The sequence below is a fragment of the Ralstonia mojiangensis genome, assembly GCF_023955645.1.
Taxonomy (GTDB): Bacteria; Pseudomonadota; Gammaproteobacteria; order Burkholderiales; family Burkholderiaceae; genus Ralstonia; species Ralstonia mojiangensis.
On sequence record NZ_JAMXHU010000001.1, the window covers coordinates 918,694 to 943,147 of the forward strand.

General features: G+C 63.3%; 28 protein-coding genes. 12 read left to right on the forward strand and 16 right to left on the reverse strand.

What is annotated here, in order from left to right; genetic code table 11:
• Positions 1-5 precede the first annotated feature (5 nt).
• The 3 genes from nodI to NG898_RS04395 all read right to left on the reverse strand — a co-directional run bounded on the left by nodI (position 6) and on the right by NG898_RS04395 (position 1,875).
• Entirely contained in the window at positions 6-968 is a 963-nt protein-coding gene (gene nodI / locus NG898_RS04385) for a nodulation factor ABC transporter ATP-binding protein NodI (RefSeq protein ID WP_024975362.1), read from the reverse strand.
• 157 nt (positions 969-1,125) lie between these two features.
• Positions 1,126-1,326, reverse strand: coding sequence for a glycine zipper 2TM domain-containing protein (locus NG898_RS04390; protein ID WP_004634401.1), 201 nt, complete (start codon positions 1,324-1,326; stop codon positions 1,126-1,128).
• 138 nt (positions 1,327-1,464) lie between these two features.
• Complete coding sequence (locus NG898_RS04395; RefSeq protein ID WP_252691228.1) at positions 1,465-1,875, reverse strand: PRC-barrel domain-containing protein; 411 nt, start codon at positions 1,873-1,875, stop codon at positions 1,465-1,467.
• Positions 1,876-2,065: 190 nt separating this feature from the next.
• Here NG898_RS04395 and NG898_RS04400 point away from each other — a divergent pair, with 190 nt between their 5' ends.
• The 5 genes from NG898_RS04400 (at position 2,066) to NG898_RS04420 (ending at position 4,813) form a co-directional block, all read left to right on the forward strand.
• Positions 2,066-2,575 (forward strand): phasin family protein, encoded by a 510-nt coding sequence (locus NG898_RS04400; RefSeq protein ID WP_252691229.1) that lies wholly within the window; start codon positions 2,066-2,068, stop codon positions 2,573-2,575.
• 260 nt (positions 2,576-2,835) lie between these two features.
• Positions 2,836-3,075 (forward strand): hypothetical protein, encoded by a 240-nt coding sequence (locus NG898_RS04405; protein ID WP_252691230.1) that lies wholly within the window; start codon positions 2,836-2,838, stop codon positions 3,073-3,075.
• Positions 3,076-3,216: 141 nt separating this feature from the next.
• On the forward strand, positions 3,217-3,555 hold the full coding sequence (locus NG898_RS04410) for a hypothetical protein (protein WP_252691231.1): 339 nt from the start codon (positions 3,217-3,219) through the stop codon (positions 3,553-3,555).
• Positions 3,556-3,801: 246 nt separating this feature from the next.
• Positions 3,802-4,089 (forward strand): hypothetical protein, encoded by a 288-nt coding sequence (locus NG898_RS04415; protein ID WP_252691232.1) that lies wholly within the window; start codon positions 3,802-3,804, stop codon positions 4,087-4,089.
• A gap of 310 nt (positions 4,090-4,399) precedes the next feature.
• Positions 4,400-4,813 carry a GlcG/HbpS family heme-binding protein gene (locus tag NG898_RS04420; protein ID WP_024972523.1) on the forward strand — a complete coding sequence of 138 codons (414 nt, stop codon included), beginning with the start codon at positions 4,400-4,402 and terminating at the stop codon, positions 4,811-4,813.
• A gap of 196 nt (positions 4,814-5,009) precedes the next feature.
• On the opposite strand, the gene hemP is transcribed toward NG898_RS04420, so the two are convergent.
• The 4 genes from hemP to NG898_RS04440 all read right to left on the reverse strand — a co-directional run bounded on the left by hemP (position 5,010) and on the right by NG898_RS04440 (position 7,367).
• Positions 5,010-5,291: a hemin uptake protein HemP gene (gene hemP / locus NG898_RS04425; RefSeq protein WP_232040387.1), complete on the reverse strand. Its 282-nt coding sequence runs from the start codon at positions 5,289-5,291 to the stop codon at positions 5,010-5,012.
• 221 nt (positions 5,292-5,512) lie between these two features.
• A complete protein-coding gene (locus NG898_RS04430; protein ID WP_024975369.1) occupies positions 5,513-5,923 on the reverse strand; it encodes an ExbD/TolR family protein in 411 nt (136 codons plus the stop codon).
• A 9-nt stretch (positions 5,924-5,932) separates the two neighbouring features.
• On the reverse strand, positions 5,933-6,661 hold the full coding sequence (locus NG898_RS04435) for a MotA/TolQ/ExbB proton channel family protein (protein ID WP_252691233.1): 729 nt from the start codon (positions 6,659-6,661) through the stop codon (positions 5,933-5,935).
• Between the two features lie 49 nt (positions 6,662-6,710).
• Entirely contained in the window at positions 6,711-7,367 is a 657-nt protein-coding gene (locus NG898_RS04440; protein WP_252691234.1) for an energy transducer TonB, read from the reverse strand.
• A 516-nt stretch (positions 7,368-7,883) separates the two neighbouring features.
• On the opposite strand from NG898_RS04440, the gene NG898_RS04445 reads away from it, so the two are divergent.
• The 6 genes from NG898_RS04445 to NG898_RS04470 all read left to right on the forward strand — a co-directional run bounded on the left by NG898_RS04445 (position 7,884) and on the right by NG898_RS04470 (position 14,342).
• Positions 7,884-10,205 (forward strand): AAA family ATPase, encoded by a 2,322-nt coding sequence (locus NG898_RS04445; protein ID WP_252691235.1) that lies wholly within the window; start codon positions 7,884-7,886, stop codon positions 10,203-10,205.
• A 75-nt stretch (positions 10,206-10,280) separates the two neighbouring features.
• Positions 10,281-11,561, forward strand: coding sequence for a hypothetical protein (locus NG898_RS04450; RefSeq protein ID WP_252691236.1), 1,281 nt, complete (start codon positions 10,281-10,283; stop codon positions 11,559-11,561).
• A gap of 45 nt (positions 11,562-11,606) precedes the next feature.
• On the forward strand, positions 11,607-12,623 hold the full coding sequence (gene ubiU, locus NG898_RS04455; RefSeq protein WP_252691237.1) for a ubiquinone anaerobic biosynthesis protein UbiU: 1,017 nt from the start codon (positions 11,607-11,609) through the stop codon (positions 12,621-12,623).
• Positions 12,624-12,634: 11 nt separating this feature from the next.
• Positions 12,635-13,519: a U32 family peptidase gene (locus NG898_RS04460; protein WP_252691238.1), complete on the forward strand. Its 885-nt coding sequence runs from the start codon at positions 12,635-12,637 to the stop codon at positions 13,517-13,519.
• Positions 13,516-13,941: a ubiquinone anaerobic biosynthesis accessory factor UbiT gene (gene ubiT / locus NG898_RS04465; protein ID WP_252691239.1), complete on the forward strand. Its 426-nt coding sequence runs from the start codon at positions 13,516-13,518 to the stop codon at positions 13,939-13,941. The genes NG898_RS04460 and ubiT overlap by 4 nt, the downstream gene beginning before the upstream one ends.
• An 11-nt stretch (positions 13,942-13,952) precedes the next feature.
• Complete coding sequence (locus NG898_RS04470; RefSeq protein WP_252691240.1) at positions 13,953-14,342, forward strand: putative zinc-binding protein; 390 nt, start codon at positions 13,953-13,955, stop codon at positions 14,340-14,342.
• Positions 14,343-14,362: 20 nt separating this feature from the next.
• Here NG898_RS04470 and NG898_RS04475 read toward each other — a convergent pair whose 3' ends face one another.
• The 5 genes from NG898_RS04475 to NG898_RS04495 all read right to left on the reverse strand — a co-directional run bounded on the left by NG898_RS04475 (position 14,363) and on the right by NG898_RS04495 (position 18,435).
• Positions 14,363-15,040 (reverse strand): Crp/Fnr family transcriptional regulator, encoded by a 678-nt coding sequence (locus NG898_RS04475; protein WP_252691241.1) that lies wholly within the window; start codon positions 15,038-15,040, stop codon positions 14,363-14,365.
• Positions 15,041-15,044: 4 nt separating this feature from the next.
• On the reverse strand, positions 15,045-15,758 hold the full coding sequence (locus NG898_RS04480) for an anaerobic ribonucleoside-triphosphate reductase activating protein (RefSeq protein ID WP_252691242.1): 714 nt from the start codon (positions 15,756-15,758) through the stop codon (positions 15,045-15,047).
• Positions 15,721-15,897, reverse strand: coding sequence for an anaerobic ribonucleoside-triphosphate reductase (gene nrdD, locus NG898_RS04485; RefSeq protein WP_252691243.1), 177 nt, complete (start codon positions 15,895-15,897; stop codon positions 15,721-15,723). Before nrdD ends, NG898_RS04480 begins: the two co-directional genes overlap by 38 nt.
• Positions 15,894-17,957: a ribonucleoside triphosphate reductase gene (locus NG898_RS04490; RefSeq protein WP_252691244.1), complete on the reverse strand. Its 2,064-nt coding sequence runs from the start codon at positions 17,955-17,957 to the stop codon at positions 15,894-15,896. Before NG898_RS04490 ends, nrdD begins: the two co-directional genes overlap by 4 nt.
• A gap of 136 nt (positions 17,958-18,093) precedes the next feature.
• The gene (locus tag NG898_RS04495; RefSeq protein WP_252691245.1) at positions 18,094-18,435 is read right to left on the reverse strand and encodes a DHCW motif cupin fold protein; all 342 of its coding nucleotides are present in this window, start codon (positions 18,433-18,435) and stop codon (positions 18,094-18,096) included.
• Between the two features lie 370 nt (positions 18,436-18,805).
• On the opposite strand from NG898_RS04495, the gene NG898_RS04500 reads away from it, so the two are divergent.
• Positions 18,806-20,083, forward strand: a complete 1,278-nt coding sequence (locus tag NG898_RS04500) for a dicarboxylate/amino acid:cation symporter (RefSeq protein ID WP_252691246.1) — start codon at positions 18,806-18,808, stop codon at positions 20,081-20,083.
• 58 nt (positions 20,084-20,141) lie between these two features.
• On the opposite strand, the gene murI is transcribed toward NG898_RS04500, so the two are convergent.
• From murI to NG898_RS04520, 4 genes are all read right to left on the reverse strand, one after another.
• Complete coding sequence (gene murI, locus NG898_RS04505) at positions 20,142-20,990, reverse strand: glutamate racemase (protein ID WP_252691247.1); 849 nt, start codon at positions 20,988-20,990, stop codon at positions 20,142-20,144.
• Between the two features lie 14 nt (positions 20,991-21,004).
• Complete coding sequence (locus NG898_RS04510; protein ID WP_004634356.1) at positions 21,005-22,528, reverse strand: fumarate hydratase; 1,524 nt, start codon at positions 22,526-22,528, stop codon at positions 21,005-21,007.
• A 189-nt stretch (positions 22,529-22,717) separates the two neighbouring features.
• On the reverse strand, positions 22,718-23,257 hold the full coding sequence (locus tag NG898_RS04515) for a TIGR00645 family protein (protein ID WP_252691248.1): 540 nt from the start codon (positions 23,255-23,257) through the stop codon (positions 22,718-22,720).
• Between the two features lie 95 nt (positions 23,258-23,352).
• Positions 23,353-24,324, reverse strand: a complete 972-nt coding sequence (locus NG898_RS04520) for a DMT family transporter (protein ID WP_260771818.1) — start codon at positions 24,322-24,324, stop codon at positions 23,353-23,355.
• Positions 24,325-24,454: the final 130 nt, after the last annotated feature.

Sequence of the window (24,454 nt, forward strand, 5' to 3'; positions counted from 1 at the left end):
TTCTCTCAGTCGCGCATTTCGCGGCCGGTCAGGCGCAGGAACACATCTTCGAGATTGGCCGGGCGGTGCAGGTAGCGCAGCCCAGGCATGGTGTGCGTTTCTGCCTGCGTGCGCAGCGCGGCCACCAGCGGCTGCGGATCGCGTGCATAGCAGAAGAGCGTTTCGCCACTGGTTTCGACGCGATCAGCGAGCGGTGTGAGCAGCGTGCGCAGGGCGTTGAGGTCGTCACCGTAGACTTCAACGACGTCGCAGCCGATTTCGCGTGCGATGAGTTCTTGAGGCTTGCCTTGCGCGATCTTGCGGCCGTTGTCGATCACGCAGAGCTCATCGCACAGGCGCTCGGCTTCTTCCATGAAATGCGTGGTCAGCAAGATGGTCTTGCCGGCGGCGAGCAATGAGCGCAGGCGCTCCCAGATCAGGTGCCGCGCTTGCGGGTCGAGCCCCGTGGTGGGCTCGTCCATGACGAGGATGTCGGGATCGTTGATCAGCGCGCGTGCGACCGTCAGCCGCCGCTTCATGCCGCCCGAGAGCGCGCGCACAGGCGCATCGGCTTTCTGTTCGAGCCGCGCAAACTCCAGCAGGGTAGGGATGCGCTCGCGGATGGTGGCAGACGACAGGCCAAAGTAGCGTCCGAAGATGCGCAGGTTTTCCGAGACGGAGAAATCAGGATCGAGATTGTCGAACTGCGGCACGACGCCCACGCGCATGCGTGCACGGTGTGCGGCTTCGGGGACGGGTTCGTCGCACAGTCTCAGGCTGCCCGCATCGGGCATCGTCATGCCGAGCAGCATGCGCAGCGTGGTCGTCTTGCCGGCGCCGTTGGGGCCGAGCAGGCCAAAGCACTGGCCGCGCCGAACGCTGAAGCTCAGGTTGTCGACGACAGTCTGGTCGCCGTAACGTTTGCGCAGGCCTTCGACGCTGAGGATCGGTGTGCTGCTCACGCCAAAACCTTCTTGCTCGTATCGCACATTGCCTCCGTTGCAAAACGCCGATTATGCGCCGGCATTCGCATATGCGTATGAGGGGAATGTGCAATGGCAGTGCGCCGCTCTCAGGCAACAAAAAGGGCCAGGCGATATGGCCTGGCCCGAGCTTGCAGCGCGCGCATCGCTGCGCGCTTGGGGGCTACTTGGTGACGGCGTTACCGACCACGCCACCCAGTGCCGCACCACCCAGCGTGGCGCCCGGACCGCCCCAGATGGCCGCCCCGGCGACACCACCTGCGGCTGCGCCTAGCGCAGTATTGCGCTGCTTTGGCGTCATGTCCGCGCATCCGCTGACGGATGCCAATGCGGCCGCCAGAATCAAGGATACGAAGGCACGCATAACAAACTCCTTTTGTCGTCTGTGTATCTTCATTCAAGAACACGCACGCCAGTATGTGCAGGTCAGGTTGCCTGAAAGGCGTGTCAGCCAATTCCCACACCTTCAGCGCGGCTGCGGAGGACAAAGTTCCCCCGGGCATCAGGCCTTGGCAGGCTTTGGCTGACGCTCGTACTTGAATTCGGGCAGCGCCTTGATGGCGTCTTTGGTCGCGCCCGGCAGCACAATCCTGCCTTGGTCGTACTGGAACTGATTCACGGGAATGGCCACGTCATGACGGCCCACGCCCACGAAGCCGCCCGCACCAACGATAGCGAACGAGACGGCATTCTCGGGCGTCAAGATCAAGTCCTGCACATTGCCGACCTTCTCCTTGGCCTCGTTGTAGACCGGCTTGCCGAGCACCTGCTTCTTCACACTCACGCCTTTGATGACGGCATCGAGTTCAGTAACGGATACCCCTAGCGCAGCGTGGCCAGCAACTTGTGCGAAAGCCTGCGGTGTGGCGGCAATGGAAGCGCTAGCGATCAGGGCAGCGGCGAGACGTTTCATCGTGACTCCGTGGTTTGGTGAATGAGGCGTTCGACTCTAACGCGCACATGGCCGGCACCGCAGGCGAAGACGTCCGAAACGCATGTAGGACAAACGGGTGAGGTCAAAGAAATCGGCGTCGCGCGCAGCTACACTGAAACGCCCGGCACATGCTGGACGTATTTACCGATCTCACGAGGGAGTAACCGACATGATGACTCTGGAGCAACTCGGCGTTCTGCAACGATCGCAGCTCGAAACCTGGATGGCCGTCACGGAAGAGGCCGTAAACGGCGTCAATCGCCTGATCGGGCTCAATCTGCAGGCCCTCAAGACCGGTCTCGGCGAGACGGAACACTGCTTGCACGACGCCGCAGGTGCGCAGGACGCAGGCCAATGGTGGAACGCACAAGCGCGTTATCTGCAACCGGCCGGCGAACGCGTCTCGGGCTATACGCGCAACTTTGTTGAGATCGGCGTCGAGACGCAGAACGGGATCGCCCGCGCCTTGCAGCAACACGGTGACGAAGTGCGCCGGCAATGGGGCTTCGTCGCGGAAAATTTTGTGGACGCCGCGCCTCCTGGCGCCGAGGCCGCCGTGAATTTCTTCAAAGCATCGGTCGGCCTGGAGGTGGCTGCGGCAGAGGCGGCTGAAGAGGCCGGTGCGAGCCGTATCCCGAGTCCAAGTGACGTAGCCGCCAGGGACGGCACTGCACGCTAAGGCTCCTCTGTACGGGTGAGAAGCGTCGGCGTGGGCCGACAGTCATTTCGGTACAGTCCTACAAAAGGGCGCGGGCGGAGGTCGACACTCTGCCCATGCGCGCGTCTTTACACTTCCTACATGCCTATCAACATGTGGGAGGTTGTCATGCCCTATCTCGTTGCGTGGCTCTTGGGTGTTCCCGCGCTTGTGTTGCTGGTGATCTGGCTCTTCGTGCATTGACACGAGGCTGGGCCAATCCAATACGAACCGGAGGACACATGACTTTCCGAGACGACTGCAAAATCGAGGTATCTGCCTATGAACTCTCGCCGCAAGCTTGGCGCGCCGAAGTGAGCATCTTGCGCGCCAGCAACGGTGAGACCCTCTTAGCCCGTACAACCGTGCGCGAATCGGCGAATACGTATCCGAGCGCGGCGAGCGCGCTGGAAGCCGCGCGAGCGTATGCCGAGGCGATGATCGCCTCCGGCGAATTCGACTGCAGCCCCGCGCTTGACTGACGGAGCGACCCTTATTGGGTGGTGTTACGTTCTGTTACTAATTCGCCAGCACCGTATCACCTGTGTCAGCGGCTCTGAATACAATACAGATACCGTATTTCGCGCCGGCTACGGATTCGCCCGGCGCTTCAGCTGCAGATGATGAAGATGATTCGACGCAATGTGCTGTGGATTGCAGGTGCAGCCGCACTGGCAGTGCTGGCCGTGCCGCAGATGGCGTCGGCGCACGTGAGCGTCGGCATCGGGTTTGGCGTGCCGGTGGCCCCTGTGTATGTGGCCCCTGCACCGGTGTACTACCCACCGCCGCCTCCGCCTCCGGTCTACTACGCGCCACCGCCGCCGGCGTATTACGCACCGGCGCCTGTGTATTACGGTCCGCCCGCTTACGGCCCGGCACCTGTTGTGGTGGGCGCAGGCTGGTACCGTTGGGGCCCGCGTTATCGCTGGTACGATGGCCGTCACTGGGGCCGCTGGCGCTAAGCGGCGCACCCGCCTAGAGAAAGGCTCCTTCGGGAGCCTTTTTCCTTGGGCGGCAGGTGCCAGCGTGGCACGCCATGTGCGTCGATTTGGATGACGGGTAAGCGCGCTACCGCCCCGTGACAAAGCAGCGCGGTGCAGAACTGGGCGCTCGCTACCCGGTCGATATGACGTCCGCGTGAACGACGCGGACACGTGTGCCGCAGCGGCGCACGTCATGTTCGCAGTGTCATGACCGAAGGAGTCCTCATGCAAGTCACCACGCAACGCTTTGCAACGCGCACCTTGGTTGCGGCCGCAAGCGGCTTGGCCCTCGCGCTAGGCGCGGCGGTCGCGCACGCCGGTTCGATCGATCCGTATCAGACTACCCACAAGGTGAGCCGCGCCGATCCGTACACTGACGGTGCCAAGGTAAGCCGCGCTGATCCGTACACCGATGGCGCGAAGATGGGGCGTGCCGATCCCTATACCGACGGTGCGAAGATGGAACGCGCCGATCCGTACACCGACGGCGCCTGCACTGATCGTCAACCGTAAAGGAGCAGCGGCAGGGTCGCTGCCGCATCGCAACATCAAGCCCGGGCGATACCCGGGCTTTTTCTTTGTGCATCTTTCTGACGCTTGCCGCGTGTTAACGTTGGCTCGCAAGGGACGCAAGAAACGCTCGCGTATGGCGCAGGCGGAACGATACTCAACGATACTGAAGCGCAGGAATGTATCGGCTCTTTTGCGTCATTGGTGCACGATCATGCTGTGGAAGCGAACGATGCCGATGGCATACTTTTGCCTGATACGGGCTTTACGCAGCCCTTGCGCCTTTTGCATTACAACCACCAAGGAGAACGTCATGAAAACGAAACCGTGCCTGTGCCAGGACGATGTCACCAAGATCCTGGACGCTGCCGAGAAAGAAGCGCGTGCGCACCAATGGAACGTGACGATTGCCGTGGTGGACGATGGGGGCCATCTGATGGGCCTGCGCCGCATGGACGGCTGCGCCACCATCTCGGCATACATCGCTCCGGAAAAGGCGCGTACCGCAGCGCTGGGCCGTCGCGAGTCGAAGATCTACGAAGACATCATCAACAACGGCCGCATTTCGTTCCTGTCGGCGCCGCATCTGCAGGGCATGCTTGAAGGCGGTGTGCCTGTGATGGTGGAAGGCGTGTGTGCCGGTGCGGTCGGTGTGTCGGGCGTGAAATCCACGGAAGATGTGGTGATCGCCAAGGCGGGCATTGCCGCTGTGAACGTGATCTGCTGATACGCAATCACGGCAATCGAATCAACAAAGGGAAGGGCGCGGCAATGGTCGCGCCCTTTTTCTTTGGGCGCGCCGCAATGCGGGGAAAGAACGGCATGGCTGGCAATCGTCTGGCGATGCGAAATGACGAGGGCTGGCTAGGGCCGAATGTCTCCTGAGAGAGACGTCCCCACAAAAGCCGGTGCGTGTTGCAGTGTTACTTGGTCAGAATCAGCTTGCCGAAGCGCGTCACGCGCAGCGTGTAGATTGCCCCGTTGTGGCGGATGGCCACGGCGTTCTGGCCGGCAAAGAGTTGCTCGGAAGTCATCACCCGCGTGTCACCGATGGCAGACGGGATATCCCGCACGGCTTCGGGTGCCGCTGATGCGGCCTCCGTTGCGGGCGCGGCATTCAGATCGGCGGGGCGTTTGCGAGCCACGATGACGTGACGACGACGCGTCACGGTACGTCCTGCGTCTTGGTGTTCGGCAACATTCATAGCAATGTCCTGGCGAGCGAAAAACGAGGCTGGGGCGCTGGCTGAAGTCAGCCCAGCGAATTCCAGATAGGGTAAATGAGAATCGTTATCACTACAAGTGTGATCTGAGAATGCGCTGATCCGTGCTCGAAAAAAAACCGGGCGCGTGGCCCGGTTGCGTTAGGTCATGAGGCGACGAACCCTCGAAGACGAGGTTCGTTGGGCACGGTGATGCGTGCCGCTTAGTGCTGCGGCTCCGTCACGAAGCCGATGCGGGAAAGCCCGCCGCGTTGGATGGAAGCCATCACCTGCGCTACACGCTCGTAGCGCACGTTGCGGTCAGCGCGCAGGTGCATTTCCGGCTGCGGCTGCTGCTGCGCGGCCTGGGCGATGTCGGCCTGCAGCGTGGCCTCGTCAACCGGCTGGTTGTTCCAGAACACCTGGCCGTCTGCGTTGATCTCGACGTTCACGCTTTGCGGCTTGGCGTCGTCGGGTTTGTTGGACGCGCGCGGCAGGTCGATCTTCACCGCATGGTTGATCACCGGAATGGTGATGATGAAGATGATCAGCAGCACCAGCATGACGTCGACCAGCGGCGTCATGTTGATCTCGCTCATCACCTCGTCGTCGCTGTCGAAAGATCCGAAGGACATGGCCTCTCCTTACTGCTGCTTGACCGCCGCCAGACGCACGCCGGCGTCGTCACGCGAACTGCCCGGGCGCAGGCGCGCGCCGGTCACAAAGTAAGCGTGCAGGTCATGCGCAAAGCGGTTGAGCTTGGCGATGATGGCCTTGTTGCCGCGCGTGAGGGCGTTGTAGCCGAGCACCGCCGGAATAGCCACGGCCAGACCGAAGGCCGTCATGATGAGCGATTCGCCCACGGGGCCAGCCACCTTGTCGATGGTCGGCACGCCCACGGCGCCGATGCCGAGCAGGGCGTGATAAATACCCCACACCGTGCCGAACAGGCCGACGAACGGTGCAGTTGAGCCGACCGATGCCAGCACAGCCAAGCCCGATTGCATTTGGCCCACGGCCTCATCGATGGCGCTCTTGAGCGAGCGCGTGATCCAGTCGGAGATGTCCATCACATCGTGCAGCTGCGGCTGGCTCGCGCGGTGGTGCTGCGCGGCCTCGCGGCCGGTCTGCGCCAGCGTGTGGAACGGGTTGTCCTTGGGCGAGCCCAGCGTCTGCATGGCGTGATCGAAATCGTCCGAGTGCCAGAAACGCTTTTCAGCGCCTTGCGCCATCGACTTCAGACGCACGATGTCCCACGCCTTGGTGAAGATGACGATCCACGAGGCGAGCGACATGATGAGCAGCAGAATCGCCGTCGCGCGCGTGACGATATCGCCTTGTGTCCAGAGGTGAGAAAGACCGAGTTCCTGCATGATGAATGTCCTGAATTGAGCGAGAGGCTAAGCGAGAAGCGGAATCGAATTAGTTATCGAGCTTGAAGACGAACGGCTTGCTGGCCACCACGGGCACGGCATGGCCGTTCTGCTTGTAAGGGCTGCACTTGATGGCGCGCGCGGCATCGGTGGCGGCACGGTCAAGGCGCGGCGAGCCGGACGACGAGGTGACTGCCACGTTGGTGACTTCGCCGGCCGTGCCGATGGAGATCTTGACCATGGCGCGGCCTTCTTCGCCCATTTTCTGCGACATGCTGGGATACACGAGCGGCGGATCGCTGCATTGGATGTCGTTGATGCCGACGCTGATCGGGCCAGATGAAACCGGTGCCGGTGCGGGAGCAGGTTCTGGAGCCGGTGCCGGCGGCGTGGGCGGTGCGGCAGGCACCACGGGCGCGTTGTCCGACGGCGGCAGTGTGGGGGTCGGCATCGGCGTGGGCTTGGGTTGCGCGACCGGCTTGACGATGTTGACGGGCTTGGGAGCCTCTTGCTTGACCGGCTGCTGCTTGGGCGGCTCCGGTTGCTTGATCGGCTCAGGCGCGGCCGGAATGATGTGCGCCTGGATTTCGAGCGGTTCTTCGACAGGCGGGCGCGGGGCGATCAAGCCAAGCTGGATCAGCATCAGCACGCCCGCGTGCAGCAACAGTACGACCACCAGAATCTTGAGAGTACGAGGGTGAATCATCAACGACCGGGAATCGAAAGCAGAAAAAAGGAATGCAATGCGATGGTGGTGGGATGAACAACGAAAGCGGCACAGCGTCAGCGCTTGCCGAAGACGATCAGTGAAACCCCAATGCTGATGAGCAGACTCAGGAGCAATTCCATGGCGCCTAGCGTTGAAGCTGGCGGGGTCGCCGCCAGCGTGACAGGTATTGTAGGCCTGCAACTGCAACAGTGTTGCGACAACCGAGCACAGTTTGCGTTCAGCCTATTGTGTCGATAGGTAAAGTATAAACGATAATGATTCCTATTTGCGCACAAATTCCCTCTCTTTCGTGGGGTGAGGCTCACGTCCAGACGGCTGATGGCGAGAAACTGCCTGTGCAGGCGGTTGGCCATTCGAGGCGCTGCGGGCTCGCAACTTGCAAAGACACGGGTCCACCCGGGGTACGCTGTGTGCGCAAACGCGCTAGGATGAAAATCATTCAAACACGGTGACCGGCCGGCCAACCGTGAAACGGGGAAGAAGGGGGCGACCATGGATGAAGCCAACCTCAACATGGACGACGCTGACGACGATGGCACGTTCGTCCCCACGGGCGGCAGGCAGCCGCAGGCGCTGTTGTTGTCGTCGCTGGATTCCATGTGCGCGCAGTTTGCGCTGCGCACGGTCTGCGCGATGGGCCTGCGCTTCAACCTGCGCACCAATATCAACGACATCCTCACCGTGTGCGCGCCGGAGCTGATCTGGCCCGTGACGGTCATTCAGCGGCTGCAGCGCTTTCTGTCTGCACGCTGCGCCGACATGCCGGGCTGGCGCGCGGTCGGCAAGCTCGACCTGCCCACCTTCATGGACCGCCACGGCCAGTGGAGCAGCGCCTTCGACGAAGGCTCGCTCTTCTATTACCTCGACGAGTACGTCAAGCATCACGCCAAGGACATGTTCACGGTGTTCGGCGCGTCGTGCGATGCGCTGGGCGAGCGGCTCTCCGGTGAACGTGTCCTGCTCGTCGGCAACATCGACATGCTGGCCCGCGTGCTCGGCCTGCCGCCGCACGAACGCGCGCTGCTGCTGTTTGCTTCCCTGGTGAAATACAAGCGCGATCTGCGCGCAGTGATGGTCGATTGCAAGGTCGCGCACAGCCAGGAAGCGTTTCAGCTGCTCGCCAGCCTGGCGGGGGCGAGCACGTCCGAAGTTGCTGCGTCATTGCGGCCCGGTTCGCGGCTGGAGACGTTGGGTCTGATCGAGCCTCCGCTGCCCGAGAACAGCGTCACCGACCTGGGCGATCTGATGCGCATCTCCGACCGCCTGCTGCACGTGCTGCTGGGCGACTACGCTAGCGAGGCGGACATGATGGCCGTCTTCACGCGTCCGGCACCGCCGACCACGCTGTCGCAGTCCGATTACCCGCATGTGGAAACCGATGCGCGCTACCTGACCGCGCTGTTGGAGAACGCGTCGCAGCAACGCGCTTCGGGCGTGAACATCCTGCTGTACGGCGCGCCGGGCACCGGTAAGACTGAGCTGGCCCGCGTGCTGGCGCGCGACGCCGGTTGCGAACTGTACGAAGTGGATTGCCTCGACAAGGACGGCAATAGCCTCACGGGCAAAGACCGCTACCGCTCGCTGCAGGTGTCGCAGGCATTCCTGCGCGGGCGGCCCGGCGCCGTGCTGCTGTTCGACGAGGTGGAGGATGTATTTCCCGGCCCGACGCGTGAGCTGATGAGCCTCTTCGGCCACGAAGAGCCGCGTGGCTCCGTCAACGGCAAGGCGTGGGTGAACCAGACGCTGGAGCAGAACCCCGTGCCGGTGATCTGGGTGTCGAATTCCATCCGCCAGATCGACCCGGCGTACCTGCGCCGTTTCCAGTTCCATCTTGAGCTGAAGGTGCCGCCGGCGACGGTGCGCGAGAGCATCATCCGCAAGCACCTGGAGGGGCTGGAGGTGTCGGACGCGTTCATGGCCAAGCTGGCGGCGCGCAAGACGCTCACACCTGCGCAGATCGATTCTGCTGCCCGCTTTGCCCGCCTGACGCAGCCGGCCATGGAGGAGTCCGCTGAGTCACTGATCGAGCGTCAGCTCGACCACGCGGATCAGGCGATGGGCTTGCGGCCAGACGTGCAGGCGCATCGCGTCGTGACCGAATACAAGCTGGATTATCTGAACCTGGAGACACGGTTTTCCGTCGAACGCATCATCGAAGCACTGCGCGCGCGGCGACGCGGCACGCTGTGCTTCTACGGGCCGCCGGGCACGGGCAAGACGGTGCTGGCTGAACACATTGCTGCGCAGCTCGACATGCCGTTGATGATTCGCCGTGCGTCGGACTTGATGAGCAAGTACGTCGGCGAAACCGAGCAGCAGATTGCGGCGATGTTCTCGCGAGCCGAAGAAGAACGTGCACTGCTCCTGCTCGACGAGGCGGACAGTTTCATGCAGAGCCGCCAGGGCGCGGTGCGCAATTACGAGGTGTCGGAAGTCAACGAGATGCTGCAGGGCATGGAGCGCTTTGACGGCATCTTCGTCTGTACGACCAACTTGTTTGATCGTATTGACGAAGCGGCGCTGCGGCGGTTTGCGTTCAAGATCCGCTTCAAGCCGCTGGTGCGTGCGCAGCGCGAGCAGATGTTCATTGCGGAAGCGCTGGGCGGCAAAGCCGAGGCGCTCAAGCCTGTGTGGCGCGAGATGCTGGCGTCGCTCGACATGCTCACGCCGGGCGATTTTGCGGTGGTCAAGCAGCAGTCTTTGCTGTTGGGCGAGACGCTTGACCCGGAATCCTTCCTCGCACAACTGCGACAGGAGCATTCCATCAAGCCGGAACTGCGCGAGCGGCGTTCCATCGGATTCACACCGCGCTGACGCTTAACGCATATCAAGCGCATGCAGAGGCGGCTGCGCTAACGTGGTCGGCTAGATAGATATCCGGCCGGCCCGATGTCAACTGCCCCCACGCTTTTCTACGAACGCATGCCGCCCGCTGGCGTGGTGTTCGGCTGCCTGCTGCCGGTGCCGTGGGTGGGCGCCGCGGCGGGTCTTCTATTAGCGCTGGGGCCATCCGCGGGTTTGCCTGACCGATTCGCGCCGCTGTCGCTCGCGCTGGTTCATGCCTTGGCCGTGGGCGTGCTTTTTCCGGCGATGCTCGGTGCGCTATTTCAATTGCTTCCCGTGGTGGCCGGCGTGCCTGTGCGTGGCGCGAGATGGGTTTCGCCATGGGTGGCGCTCTCGTGCGTGGCAACGGCATCTGCACTGGCGACCGGTTTCCTGGGCGCAAATCATCGCGCGTTCGTGCTGGCTGCATGGATGGGGGCGCCGCTGCTGGCCGTGCCCGCTGCGTTGATCGTCCTTGCGGGCATGCGCGTGGTGCAGACGCGCGCCACGCACGCGACGGTGCGAACACTGCGCCGCATCGGCTGGGCCGTGTTGGCAACGCTGGCGAGCGGCGCGACGCTTGCCACGGCCTTGGCCAGCGGATGGTTTGCGCTATCCCCCGGCCTGCTGGCTCTGCATGTCGGCTGGGGCCTCGGCGGTTGGCTGGCCACGTTGGTCGCGGGCGTGGCGTCGACAGTGTTGCCGATGTTCTGGCAGACGCGGCGTTTGCCGGAGCGCTGGCATCGGCTGATGCCGTGGTGGCTGTGGGCGCCGCTGATCATTGGCAGTCTGCGGGGCGTCGGGCGCGGCGCGGTGCTTTGGCAATCGTGGGGCTGGCTCGCCGTGGCAGCGCTGGCGATGGTGGGCGCGCAGGCAGTGCGCAGCGCGCGCCGTCGGCACGATCCGGGCTGGCGGCTGTGGCTGGCGGCTTCCGTCGCTTGGCTGGTGGTTCCCGTGCTGGGTCTGACCGCGTCTTGGCTGCCAGCAGACTGGCCCGTCGCGTGGGAGATGGGCGTGCTGGCGCTCGTGGGCGGCGGCGTGCTGCCTGTCAACGCGATGCTCGGCAAGATCATCCCGTTCATGATCTGGATGCATCTGCGCAGGCGGGTGCCGCGGCATGTGCGGCTGCCGGCTATGCAAACGTTGATCGGCGAGCGGCAACAGCATTGGCATGCCCGCCTGCTCCTGCTCGTGTTGCTGGCGCTGTTGCTGGTGCCGTTGCAACCTCAACGAATGGCGGTGATCGCCGGCGTGCTGTTCGCGCTGTCGCACGTGTGGCTGGGTGCGATGCTGTGCCGGGCGCTGCTGACGTTTCGCCGTGTCTCGCGAGCGTTTGCGCCCGGTTGACGGAACGCAAAACCACATTGGCGGACAAGTCGCAGACTGGCCGCCATGACACAGAACGCTTCCCCAATTGAACTGGTGGCGCCAGCGGGCAGCCTGGCCGCACTCAAGGCGGCCGTGGAGGCCGGGGCCGACACCGTCTACCTCGGCTTGAAGAATGCGACCAACGCACGCAACTTCGCCGGCCTGAACTTTACCGAGAGTGACATCCGCGCTGGCGTTGAATATGCGCATCGAAAAGGGCGCCAGGTGCTGTTTGCCATCAACACGTTTCCGCAGCCGGGCCGCGCCATCGAGTGGCGCATGGCCGTCGATGCCGCCTACATGCTGGGCGCCGATGCCGTCATCCTGGCCGACCCTGGCTTGATGGCCTATGCGCGCGACCGCTATCCGAACCTTCGGCTGCACCTGTCAGTGCAGGGTTCGGCCACGCATGCCGGCGCCATCGAGCTGATGCGCGAGCAGTTCGGCATCCACCGCGCTGTGTTGCCGCGTGTGCTGACCTTGACCGAAGTCGAACGCGTGATCCAGCAGACGTCGGTGCAGATCGAGGTGTTCGGCTTTGGCAGTCTGTGCGTGATGGCCGAAGGGCGTTGCCTGTTGTCGTCGTATGCCACGGGTGATTCGCCCAACAACAAGGGCGTGTGTTCGCCAGCGCATGCGGTGCGCTGGGTGGAGCGCGACGGCAGCCTGGATGCACGCCTGAACAACATCATGATCGACCAATACGCACCGGGCGAACCGGCTGGGTATCCGACGCTGTGCAAGGGGCGATTCCTCGTCGACGGCGAGATCGACCACGTGCTGGAAGAGCCCACGAGCCTCAATGCGCTCAGCCTGTTGCCCCGGTTGATCGCCATGGGCGTGTCGGCAATCAAGATCGAGGGGCGCCAGCGCAGTCCGGCGTACGTTGCGCAAGTAGTGGCTACGTTGCGCGCCGCATTGGATGCGGCACAGGCGGACCCGGCGCGCTTCTCCGTCAAGCCCGACTGGCAGGCGGCACTCGTGCGTCACGCAGAAGGCGCGCACGTCACGCAAGGCGCGTTTGATCGCCCCTGGAAATAGAAAGGCACATCATGTCCTACGAAATTTCGCTTGGTCCGCTGCTGTATTACTGGCCGCGGCTACAGACATTCGACTTTTACACGGAGGTCGCCGCCAGCCCCGTCGACATCGTCTACGTGGGCGAGACGGTCTGCAGCCGCCGCCACGAATTGCGGGCGGACGACTGGCTCGATATCGCGGCCATGCTGCGCGAGGCGGGCAAATCGGTGGTGCTATCGACGCGCACGCTCATCGAAACGAGTGCCGAGGCACAGGCGTTGCGCAAGCAATGTCAGCAGGACGACTGGATGGTCGAAGCCGGCGAGCTTGGCGCTGTGCGGTTGCTGAACGGCCGGCCATTCGTTGCAGGACCGCATTGCAACGCGTATCACGGCGCGACGCTGGCATGGCTGGCCGGGCTGGGTGCCGTGCGTGCGGTCATGCCGCTGGAGATGAGCCAGACCACACTGGCCGATCTGATGCATGAGAGGCCTGCCGACTTGGCAATCGAAGCGATGGTGTGGGGGCGCTTGCCGCTGGCATTTTCTGCACGCTGCTTTACGGCGCGGCACTTTCGCCTCAACAAGGACGACTGCGGCTTCCGCTGCATCGAGCATCCGGATGGCCTGGCCGTGCGCACGCGCGAAGGGCAGGAGTTTCTCGCCATCAACGGTATCCAGACGCAATCGGGGCAATGTCTCGACATTCTCGATCAGGCGCCCGCGCTGTCTGCGCTGGGCGTGAAGGTGCTGCGTGTCAGCCCGCAATCGCAAGGCACGCTGGACGCCGTGGCTGCACTGGATGCCCTGCGCCTAGGTCTGCCCGTGCAAGACGTGCAGCCGCCCGAGGGCATCGGTCGCTGCAACGGCTATTGGCACGGGCAGTCAGGCATTGAATGGCTGGAGGCGCCGCAATGACGCGACTGCGCCCACCCGAAGTGCTTGTTCGCATGGCGCGCCGCCTGCCGGCACCAGTGACGTCGTTTCCCTTCGTGATGGGGCTCGATTTGGCTCGCCGCCTGTCTTGGCTCACGCCGCCCCCGGAACTGGAAGGGCGGCGCTTTGCCATCACCGTAGAAGATCTCGGCCTGCGCGCCTGCTTTTGCTGCCGCGGTGGAGCGTTCCACACGCTTTCCGCTTCAAGCCCAGAACCCGAACTGGAGTTGCGTGCCGGCGTGGGCGATTTCGTTGCGCTCATTCGTGGCACTGCCGACGCAGATACGCTGTTTTTCCAGCGCCGCCTCAAGATTGCGGGCGACACGGAGCTTGGGCTGATCGTCAAGAACTGGCTCGATGCGGCTGCTCGCCCGGCGTGGCTTGCACGTTGGCAATCGCGGTAGCGAGGGGTGCCATGTCATCACGTGCATTGCCGCTCGTCTATGCATGCTCGGGTTGTTCAAGCGTGGCGCAAGCGGCAAACCGCCTGGCCGTCGATCTGGACCGTGCAGGCAGGGCAGAGATGTCTTGCATCAGCGGTGTCGGCGGCGGGGTGCGCGCGCTCGTCAAGACAGCGCGCAGCGGGAGGCCTATTCTCGGGCTCGACGGTTGCGCGCTGGCGTGCGTCAAGGCCTGCCTGGCAACGGCGGGCGTGGCGCCGGACATTCACCTCGTGCTCAACCGGTGCGGCGCCAAGAAGCGTTATCACGCCGATTGCAGCGACGATGAATTGACTGCCGCCGCCGCGCTGGTGGATAACGCCGTCAACACGCTCCAGCATCGCCTCGACACCGCAGGCGATTGATCTGCATTGGCTTCCCGCTTTTATCCCGCGCTGAGCTGACGTTGCAACGCCGTGGTGTTCGGGATGACAACCTCGCGGCCTTCCACGCGGATCAGTCCGTCGCGAATCAACTGCCGCAGCGTGCGGGAAAGCGTGGCCGGCGCCAGCCCCAGCTTGGACGCGACAAGGCTCTTGCTGCATGGAAATCGCGTGCGGTCAAACTTGCGCGGCAGCGAGAGCAAATACCCGATCAGCCGTTCATTGGCACTTTGCAGGTTCACGGTTTCGATGTCGCACATCAGCGTGTGCAGGCGCGAGGACAGCCCCGCGAGCATCCGCCGCGCAAGCCGCGGATGCACGTGCAGTGCATCGTCGATGGCGCGCTTGTCGATCCAGACCAGCAGGCTGTCTTCCATGGCTTGCGCATCTGCGGCGTAGGGCCGGTTCAGGAACATGAAGGGCTCGCCAAAGCACTCGCCGGGCCCGAAGAACTCGATGACCTTGCATTGGCCGTGCGCGCCCGGCAACACGAGCTTGATCGCGCCGACCACCACGACATAGAAACCATCGGCACGATCGCCACGATGAAACGCGAAGTCGTGCCGCAACACGCGCACTGCGTGGCTGTCGCGCGTGAGCACAGCCATGTCATCGTCGTCGAAGTCCAGGAACAGCGGGCTGTGCTTGAGCAGATCGCCCACATTGAGGGGGTCTTGCATGGTGTCACCGGCAACAGAAAGAAGAAAAACAGGCGGCCAATGCGCGCTGGGTGCCCTCGCTGGGCAGCGTGATGGCCGGGGTTCCGGGGGCACTTCGGTAGGCTTGTAATGCGTAGTGTTTCACGCCGCGCTGGCTGAGGTTTTGCGCCAGCGCAAGAAGCTGCGGCTCGGGCAGCCAGTCGGGGTGCCACGTGGTGCGGCACTCGAATGCGCCGCCGTTGTGCAGCAGAAGATCCAGGCAAGCATCGACGGGCGCAGCGCTGCCGCGGCGGCCTGTGAGCGCATCGTAGCGCGGTGCGCTGGTCTTGATGTCGAGCCCCACCCAGTCCACCAGCGGCAGTACGTCGGCCAGGCGCGCCGGATAAATGCCGCCGGTGTGCAGGCCAACCTTGTAGCCCAGCGCACGCACGTCGCGCATCAGTTGCGGCAGTTGCGGCTCGCTCAGCGGTTCACCGCCGGAAAAGACAACCGCATCAAGCAGCCCAACGCGACGCTGCAGAAACGCGAAAACATCATCCCAATCCAGCGTGCGTGCACGCGTTTGCAGGTGCGGGTTGTGGCAGTAATGACAGCGCCACGGGCAGCCGGCCACAAACACCACTGCCGCAAGCCGCCCGGGCCAGTCGACGCTGGAAAACGGTGCCAGGCCGCCGATGGCCGGCGGCGGGCAGTGCGGTAGCTCAGCGGGCGCGGTCTTCAACAAAGAAGCGGCGTTCACAGAATTCCCCTTGCTTGCCGATGTTGAACGAGCTGACGGGCCGGTGATAACCCATCACGCGGGTCCAGACTTCGCAGCGCGTGCGCTGGTTGTCGTCGAGTGCAACGGTGAGGTTAGCGGTGTGTGCAACGGTGCTCATACGGAGGCTCCTTCGTGATGGAGGTGGGTGGAAGAACCTGGAGTGCCCGCCGTTGTGCAGCCGCACTTGCCGCTAGGCTGCTGAGCCAGCAGTTCTGCATCGCATTTCGGACAGAACGCGTGATGGCCGGACAGGTAGCCGTGCTTCGGGCAGATTGAAAACGTAGGGGTAATGGTGATGTACGGCAGGCGGAAGTTCGCGAGCGCGCGCCGAACGAGTTCCTTGCACGCCTGCGGCGAGGAGATCGCTTCGTTCATGTACAGGTGCAGCACCGTGCCGCCCGTGTACTTGCTCTGCAGCGCTTCCTGGCGCGCCAGTGCTTCGAACGGGTCGTCCGTGTAGCCGACGGGCAGCTGGCTGGAGTTGGTGTAGTACGGCTGTTCTGTCGTACCGGCCTGCAGGATGCCCGGCCAGCGCTTGCGGTCTTCGCGGGCGAAGCGGTAGGTCGTGCCCTCTGCGGGCGTGGCTTCGAGGTTGTACAGGTGCCCCGTTGCTTCCTGGAATTCGGTCATGCGCTGGCGCACGTGGTCGAGCAGGCGCACCGCCATGGCGTGACCGAATGGCGTGGTGATGTCGTCGGCATCGTGCGTGAAGTTGCGCACCATCTCGTTGATGCCATTCACGCCGAGCGTGCTGAAGTGGTTGCGCAGCGTGCCCAGGTAGCGGCGCGTGTACGGATACAGCCCCTGGTCGATCAGCCGTTGGACGAACTTGCGTTTGACTTCCAGTACGTCGCGGCCGAGAGCGAGCAGCGTATCAAGCCGCGCCAGCAGCGCCGCCTCATCGCCCGCGTAGAGATAACCCAATCGCGCGCAATTCACCGTCACCACCCCAATGGAACCGGTCTGTTCAGCCGAGCCAAACAACCCGTTGCCGCGCTTGAGCAGTTCACGCAGGTCCAGCTGCAGGCGGCAGCACATCGAGCGCACCATGTGTGGCTCTAGATCGGAATTCAGGAAGTTCTGAAAGTAGGGCAGCCCGTAGCGTGCTGTCATCTCAAACAGCAGCGTGGTGTTGGGGTGCTCCCAATCGAAATCCGGCGTGATGTTGTAGGTGGGAATCGGAAACGTGAACGCGCGGTCCTTTGCATCGCCCGCCATCATGACCTCGATGTACGCGCGGTTGATCATGTCCATTTCGGGCTGGAGATCGCCGTAGGTGAAGGGCATCTCTTCGCCGCCGATGTACGGAATCTGCTCGCGCAGGTCCGCTGGGCAAGTCCAGTCGAAAGTGAGGTTGGTGAATGGCGTTTGCGTCCCCCAGCGGCTCGGCACGTTCAGGTTGTAGATCAGCTCCTGCATGGACTGCTTGACCCCCGCATACGACATCCCGTCGCGGCGAATGAACGGCGCCATGTACGTATCGAACGAACTGAACGCCTGTGCGCCGGCCCATTCGTTCTGCAGCGTCCCGAGAAAGTTGACGATCTGCCCGATGGCTGCGGACATATGCCGCGGTGGCGTCGCTTCCACCTTGCCCGGCACGCCGTTGAATCCCTCCGTCAGCAACTGCCGCAGCGACCAGCCTGCGCAGTAGCCCGACAGCATGTCGAGATCGTGGATGTGGAGGTCGCCCTCGCGATGCGCTGCGCCCGCCTCGGGGCTGTAGACATGCGAGAGCCAGTAGTTGGCCGTGACCTTGCCCGCCACGTTCAGGATCAGGCCGCCAAGGCTGTACCCCTGATTGGCGTTGGCATTGACCCGCCAGTCGCGCTGCTCGAGGTATTCGTCCATCGTGCTCTCGACATCGACCAGCGTGTGCTTGAGCGAACGCAGCCGGGCGTGCTGCTCGCGGTAGACGATGTAGGCACGCGCGGTGCGCCAATAGCCGGCGTCGACCAGCACCTCTTCCACGCAGTTCTGGATGATTTCGATACCGGGGCAGGGGAGCGAGGCGAGATGTTCGAGCACGCCCGTGGTCAGGCGCTGCGCTTCGACGGTGTCGAATTCGCCGGTGGCCTGTCCGGCTGCCGCGATGGCCTGGCGGATCTTTTGCGCGTCAAACGGAGCCAATGAACCGTCGCGCTTGGTGACTTGCTTGGTGACCTGTGTGCCCGTCATGAGGTACTCCATCTAGTGGTATGGAGCCAGACTAGCACTACATATTGTGGTCGGTGAGCCCTAAAGACCTTGATTCTTAAATCGCTTGACCCCGGTCAACCGGGGTCATTTGCGACGCAGAATGGTCGTGTCGCTGTCAGTCGACGATGAACAGCCGGGCGCCGTTCTTGGTGTACGACTGATGGGCTTCAGCATCGTCGCCCACCTGATAGCTCATGCCGGGCGTGAGGGTGAACTTGCGGCCATCTTCCAGTGTGGTTTCCAGTTCGCCATCCAGACAGAACAGGATATGGCCCTTCTTGCACCAATGGTCAGCCAGGTAGCCGGGCGTGTACTCGACCATGCGCACGCGGATGCGGTTCGGTTCGTCGCCAAAGTAGCGGGTGCGCCAGATCGCCATGCCGGTCTCGCCGGTGTGTTCGGTAGGTTCAACGGCGGACCAGTCGGTCGTGCCGAAGGCAAACGGCGCCATTTTCATCGCGGGACTCCGGTCGGTAGCGTAAGTCGATGATGGTATCAGCGGCTGACGTGGTGCAGGCGTCGCATTTGATGTGCTGGAAACGGCGCTTGTTGGTACGCCGTGACGGCATTGCGTGCGGCTCAACAATCCGCCTCTCACCGGCTGGTTCCACTGCCCGTGCGGCATTGCAGCAGGGTGTCAACGGCACCATATCAATGTATGCAGAAATTGCATGGTGCCATGCAACATCGACATAAAGATCGCCATGCGCTTCTCTAATATCGTCGCTTTTTACAAAGCGTGACGAAGTTGGGCCGGCCCTTGGCCCCATGAGATCCGCGTCTGTCGCGCGCCGTCCCTCCGGCCACGATATTCCTTGGAGAAAGTCTTGAACACCAAACGTCTGACCTCCCATATCGGGCTGGCAATGCTGCTGGGCATTGCCGTCGGCTGGGGTTGCCACGAATATGCCAAGGACGCTGCGGCGGCCAAGGACATCGCTTCGTACTTCAGCATCATCACCGACATCTTCCTGCGCATGATCAAGATGATCATTGCACCGCTGGTGTTCTCGACCCTGGTGACGGGCCTGGCGAGCATGAGCGGCGGCCGCTCGGTCGGTCGCGTGGGCCTGCGCGCGATGATCTGGTTTGTGTGCGCATCGGCTACGTCACTGGCGCTAGGCATGCTGCTAGTCAACTTCTTCCAGCCGGGGGTGCACATGAACCTCGCCCTGCCGGACGTGTCGGCCACGTCGGGCCTGAAGACCGGTGACTTCACCCTCAAGGCCTTCATCACGCACGTGTTCCCGCGCAGCATCGTGGAAGCCATGGCCACCAACGAGATCCTGCAGATCCTGGTGTTCTCGCTGTTCTTCGGCGCTGCGCTGTCGACCATGAAGAACCCGATGGACAGCGTGATCGGCCGTGGCCTGGAAGAGCTGACCAAGCTGATGTTCCGCATTACCGACTACGTGATGCGTTTCGCACCGCTGGGCGTATTTGCCGCCATGGCCGCCGCCATCACGGTGGAAGGCGTGGGCGTGCTGTGGACCTACGGCAAGCTGATCGGCGAGTTCTACCTGGGCCTGGCGTTGCTGTGGGCGATCCTGTTCTTTGTCGGCTACCTGCTGCTGGGTCGTTCGCTGGGCCGCTTGCTGGGGCTGATTCGCGAGCCGACGCTGCTGGCGTTCGCTACGGCAAGCAGCGAATCCGCCTACCCGAAGACGATCGAGGCGCTCGACCGCTTTGGCGTGCCCAAGCGCATTTCGAGCTTCGTGCTGCCGCTGGGGTATTCGTTCAACCTGGACGGCTCGATGATGTATCAGGCGTTTGCGGTGCTGTTCATCGCACAGGCCTACAACATCGAGATGAGCTTCACCCAACAGGTCACCCTGCTGCTGGTGCTGATGCTCACGAGCAAGGGGATGGCCGGCGTGGCGCGTGCCTCGCTGGTGGTGGTGGCGGCCACGCTGCCGATGTTCCACCTGCCGGAAGCGGGTCTGCTGCTGATCATCGGCATCGACCAGTTCTTCGACATGGGCCGCACGGCCACCAACGTGATCGGCAACAGCCTGGCCACGGCCGTGGTGGCGAAGTATGAGCCGGCAGAAGAGGAAGCGGCGGAAGAGGCCGCAGAAACCGCAGTGCAGCCGACCGTCGGCTGACCTTAGGCCAAGATGACAGCGCCGCCTTTCAGGGCGGCGTTGTTGTATCTGAGCGGCGTTATTCCGGTTGAGAAGCGAGCGATGCCACGGCTGGGCTCAGGGGCATATCGCCAATATCGACGCGCTGTGCCATCGGCGCTTCTCCCAGCAATGCAGCCACCATGGCTTGCAGCGGAAGCACGTCGCCGGTGCTCATGAAGCGTGGCGACGCGGCTTGGCCGGATGCCTGCAATTCCGCTGCTGCCAGTGTGCGGCCCAGATGGCGCGCGACGGCGTGACCGGTGTCGATCAATGTCAGCCGGTCGCCCGCAATCTCGCGGATGGCGTCTTCCAGGAACGGGTAGTGCGTGCAGCCGAGCACCAGCGTGTCGGCATGCGCGTCCAGCATCGGCTGCAGATAGGCCTGCAGCAGCTCGAGCACCGCAGGCGAGTGGGTATCGCCGCGCTCGATCAGGGGGACGAGGCCGTAACCGGGTTGGCTCAGCACCTTGCAATCGCCGGAGGCAGCCGCCAGCAGGCGTGCAAATTTCTCGCTGCGCAGCGTGCTTTCGGTGGCGAGCACGCCAACCACACGGCTCTTCGACGTGGCAACCGCTGGCTTTAGGCCCGGCTCGACGCCAATCACCGGCACCGCCAGCTTTTCGCGCAGCACGTGCACGGCCTGCGCCGTGGCGGTATTGCACGCGATCACCAGTGCCTTGCAGCCTTGATTGACCAGCCATTCGCACACTTGCAGCGTGCGGTCGGCAATGTATTCGGGAGATTTTTCCCCGTACGGGGCATGGCGGGAATCCGCCAGGTAGAGAAGCGATTCGGCCGGCAGTTCGGCACGAATCGCGCGCAGGACGGAGAGCCCTCCGAGGCCGGAATCAAAGACCCCGACCGGTGCCTGCGCGCATGTCGTCATATCGCGTGAACGGATCAGCCTGCTGCGACGGGAATCTTGCCAATCTTCGCTTGCCATTCCGCCGGGCCGGTCTTGTGGACCGATGTGCCCGAGCTGTCCACGGCCACGGTGACAGGCATGTCCTTCACGTCGAATTCGTAGATGGCTTCCATGCCCAGGTCTTCGAACGCCAGCACCTTCGAACCGCGGATGGCCTTTGACACCAGGTACGCCGCGCCGCCCACGGCCATGAGGTAAGCCGACTTGTGCTTCTTGATGGACTCGATGGCGACCGGGCCGCGCTCGGCCTTGCCCACCATGGCAATCAGGCCCGTCTGGGCGAGCATCGTCTCGGTGAACTTGTCCATGCGCGTGGCCGTGGTCGGGCCTGCCGGGCCAACGACTTCATCGCGCACCGGGTCGACCGGGCCGACGTAGTAGATCACGCGGTTGGTGAAGTCGATGGGCAGCTTCTCGCCCTTGGCCAGCATGTCGGCGATGCGCTTGTGTGCGGCATCGCGGCCCGTCAGCATCTTGCCGTTGAGCAGCAGCGTCTGGCCCGGCTTCCACGAGGCGACTTCTTCCGGCGTGAGCGTGTTCAGATCCACGCGCTTCGACGTTTCCGTGTTCGGTGCCCACTCGACCTTCGGCCATTGCGACAGATCCGGCGCTTCCAGCTTGGCGACGCCGCTGCCGTCCAGCGTGAAGTGCGCGTGGCGTGTGGCAGCGCAGTTCGGGATCATCGCGACCGGCAGGTTGGCTGCGTGGGTCGGGTAGTCCAGGATCTTCACGTCGAGCACGGTGGCCAGGCCACCCAGGCCTTGCGCGCCAATGCCCAGCGCGTTGACCTTTTCGTACAGCTCGATGCGCAGCTCTTCAGCGCGGTTGCTCGGGCCGCGGGCGATCAGGTCCTGAATGTCGATCGGCTCCATCAGGGCTTCCTTGGCCAGCAGCATGGCCTTTTCAGCCGTGCCGCCAATGCCGATGCCCAGCATGCCCGGCGGGCACCAGCCGGCGCCCATGGTCGGCACGGTCTTGAGCACCCAGTCGACGATCGAGTCAGACGGATTCAGCATCACGAACTTCGACTTGGCTTCGGAGCCGCCGCCCTTGGCTGCGACGATCACATCCACCGTGTCGCCCGGCACGATCGACATGTTGATCACGGCCGGGGTGTTGTCCTTCGTGTTGGTGCGCTTGCCGGCCGGATCCGCCAGCACGCTGGCGCGCAGCTTGTTGTCGACGTCGTTGTACGCGCGGCGCACGCCTTCGTTGACCATGTCTTCCAGGCTCATCGTGGCGCCGTCCCAGCGCACGTTCATGCCGACCTTCAGGAACACGGTGACGATGCCGGTGTCCTGGCAGATCGGGCGCTTGCCTTCGGCGCACATGCGGCTGTTGGTCAGGATCTGCGCAATGGCATCCTTGGCCGCCGGGCTCTGCTCCTGCTCATAGGCGCGGCCCAGAGCAGTGATGTAGTCCATCGGGTGGTAATAGCTGATGTACTGCAGCGCGTCGGCGACGCTCTGGATGAGGTCTTCTTGACGAATGACGGTCATGGTGGGGGACCAACGTATAGGAATGAAAAGCCGGTGCGGCAGGGCAGTGGTCGGTGACCTTCACTCCCTGCCTGTGACCTGGACGGCGGGCGCCGCAGGCTCAGAACAGCCTGAAATCATACACCCAATGTCGGGCGCGGATTGTCCGAGCGCGTTCGTCGGAATCGCCGCGCCAGCAAGGGCGCAGCGTCAATGTGCGTCGGCAGCCTCGCCGTGCGGATGCGCATGCGAAACGATGCGGTCAACCCAGGCCATCACCAGCGCAGACACCAGGAACGCCATGTGGATCGCAACCTGCCACAGGATCGTGTGCGTGTCTTTCTGGGCCGCGTCGATGAACGTCTTGAGCAGGTGGATTGACGAGATGCTGATCAGCGCCATCGACAGCTTCACCTTCAGTACGCCCGCGTTGACGTGATCCAGCCATTCGGGCTCATCTTCATGTCCCTCAATGCCGAGCTTGGACACGAAGATGTCGTACCCGCCGATGATCACCATGATCAGCAGGTTGGAGATCATCACCACGTCAATCAGCCCCAGCACGGCCAGCATGATCTTGGTTTCATCCATCTCCCCCAGGTGCGCAACCAGGTGCCAGACCTCGACGACGAACAGATACACATATGCGGCCTGGGCGATGATCAGCCCCAGGTAAAGCGGCAGTTGCAGCCAGCGGGAAAAGAAGATCAGGCGCGGAATTGGGCGCAGCGGGGCGATGGGTGACTTCATTGGCGGAGCGGGACGGAGCGGATGGTCGAAAAACCGCGTGATTGTAACGTTCCGTGATTACAACATCGCTTACAGGAAAACGCTTGCGATGTGCTTTATTCGTGATCGAGCGACGGGTCCAGCGGGTCCAGCGGATCGACCGCTCGGCCGCGCTGCCGCCCGCGCCGCATCGTCGGGCGTGGCCGTGCAGGCCAGCTCGCCACGAGGATGCCCGCCACCACGCACGCCAGCGCAATGCCATGCGGCCAGCCAGGCGTTTCGCCCAGCGCGACGATGCCGTAGGTGGCTGCCGCAATCGGCAGCACCGAGGTGAACACGCCCGCCAGATGCGCCGGCACGTGCCGGATGCCTTTCATCCACAGCCAGAACGAGAAGATGCTGGCCGACAGCGCATACCAGAGCACAAGGCCCCAGATGGGCAACGGCACGCCCGACAGATCGAAGGTGAGCAGGGGCACCAACCCCAGCGGCAGCATCAGCAGGCCGCCAATCAGGTGCGTGTAGGCGCAGATCTCGATGGCGGGCAACGTTTGCGTCAGTCGCCGCGACAGAATGACGTAGATCGACTCGCATAACACCGCGCCCATCACCAGCGCATTGCCCAGCAGCGCTTGCGCGGCATCGGCAGGCGCCGCGCCCGAAGACTCGCCTCCGCGATAGGCGTTGAGAATGGCGACGCCCGCCACGGCCAGCACCACTGACACCAGCGTGCGCCCGGATGGCTTCTCACGCAGCACGAGCCACGACAGCAGCGCCACCGCGGCCGGGATCGTGCTGGTGATGATGCCTGCAGCCAGCGCCGAGGTCAGTCGCACGCCGTTGAGCATCAGCAGCGTGAATCCGAAGGTACCGAAGAACGCTTGGAGGAAGAGGTTGGTCCACTCGCCGCGCGTCACACGGCGCATGCGCGACGGCCTGTACCACGGCGCCATGCAGACGATGGCAATCAGAAAGCGCAGCAGTGCAAACAACATCACCGGCATGACGGCGACGATCGATTTGCCGAAACCGACGTTGCTACCGACCAATGCCATGGCAGCAATCAGGAAAAGGGCGTGGATGGGCACGATGAGGAATCAGTGGAAACCGGCACGGGACGCGGCTCTCTGGCCGACTATGTTGCGTTGCGATGCGTGCCGTAACATGAAGTGACGCATTATAGTAATGCCCTTCACGTCGGTTTGCGGTGCAGAAATG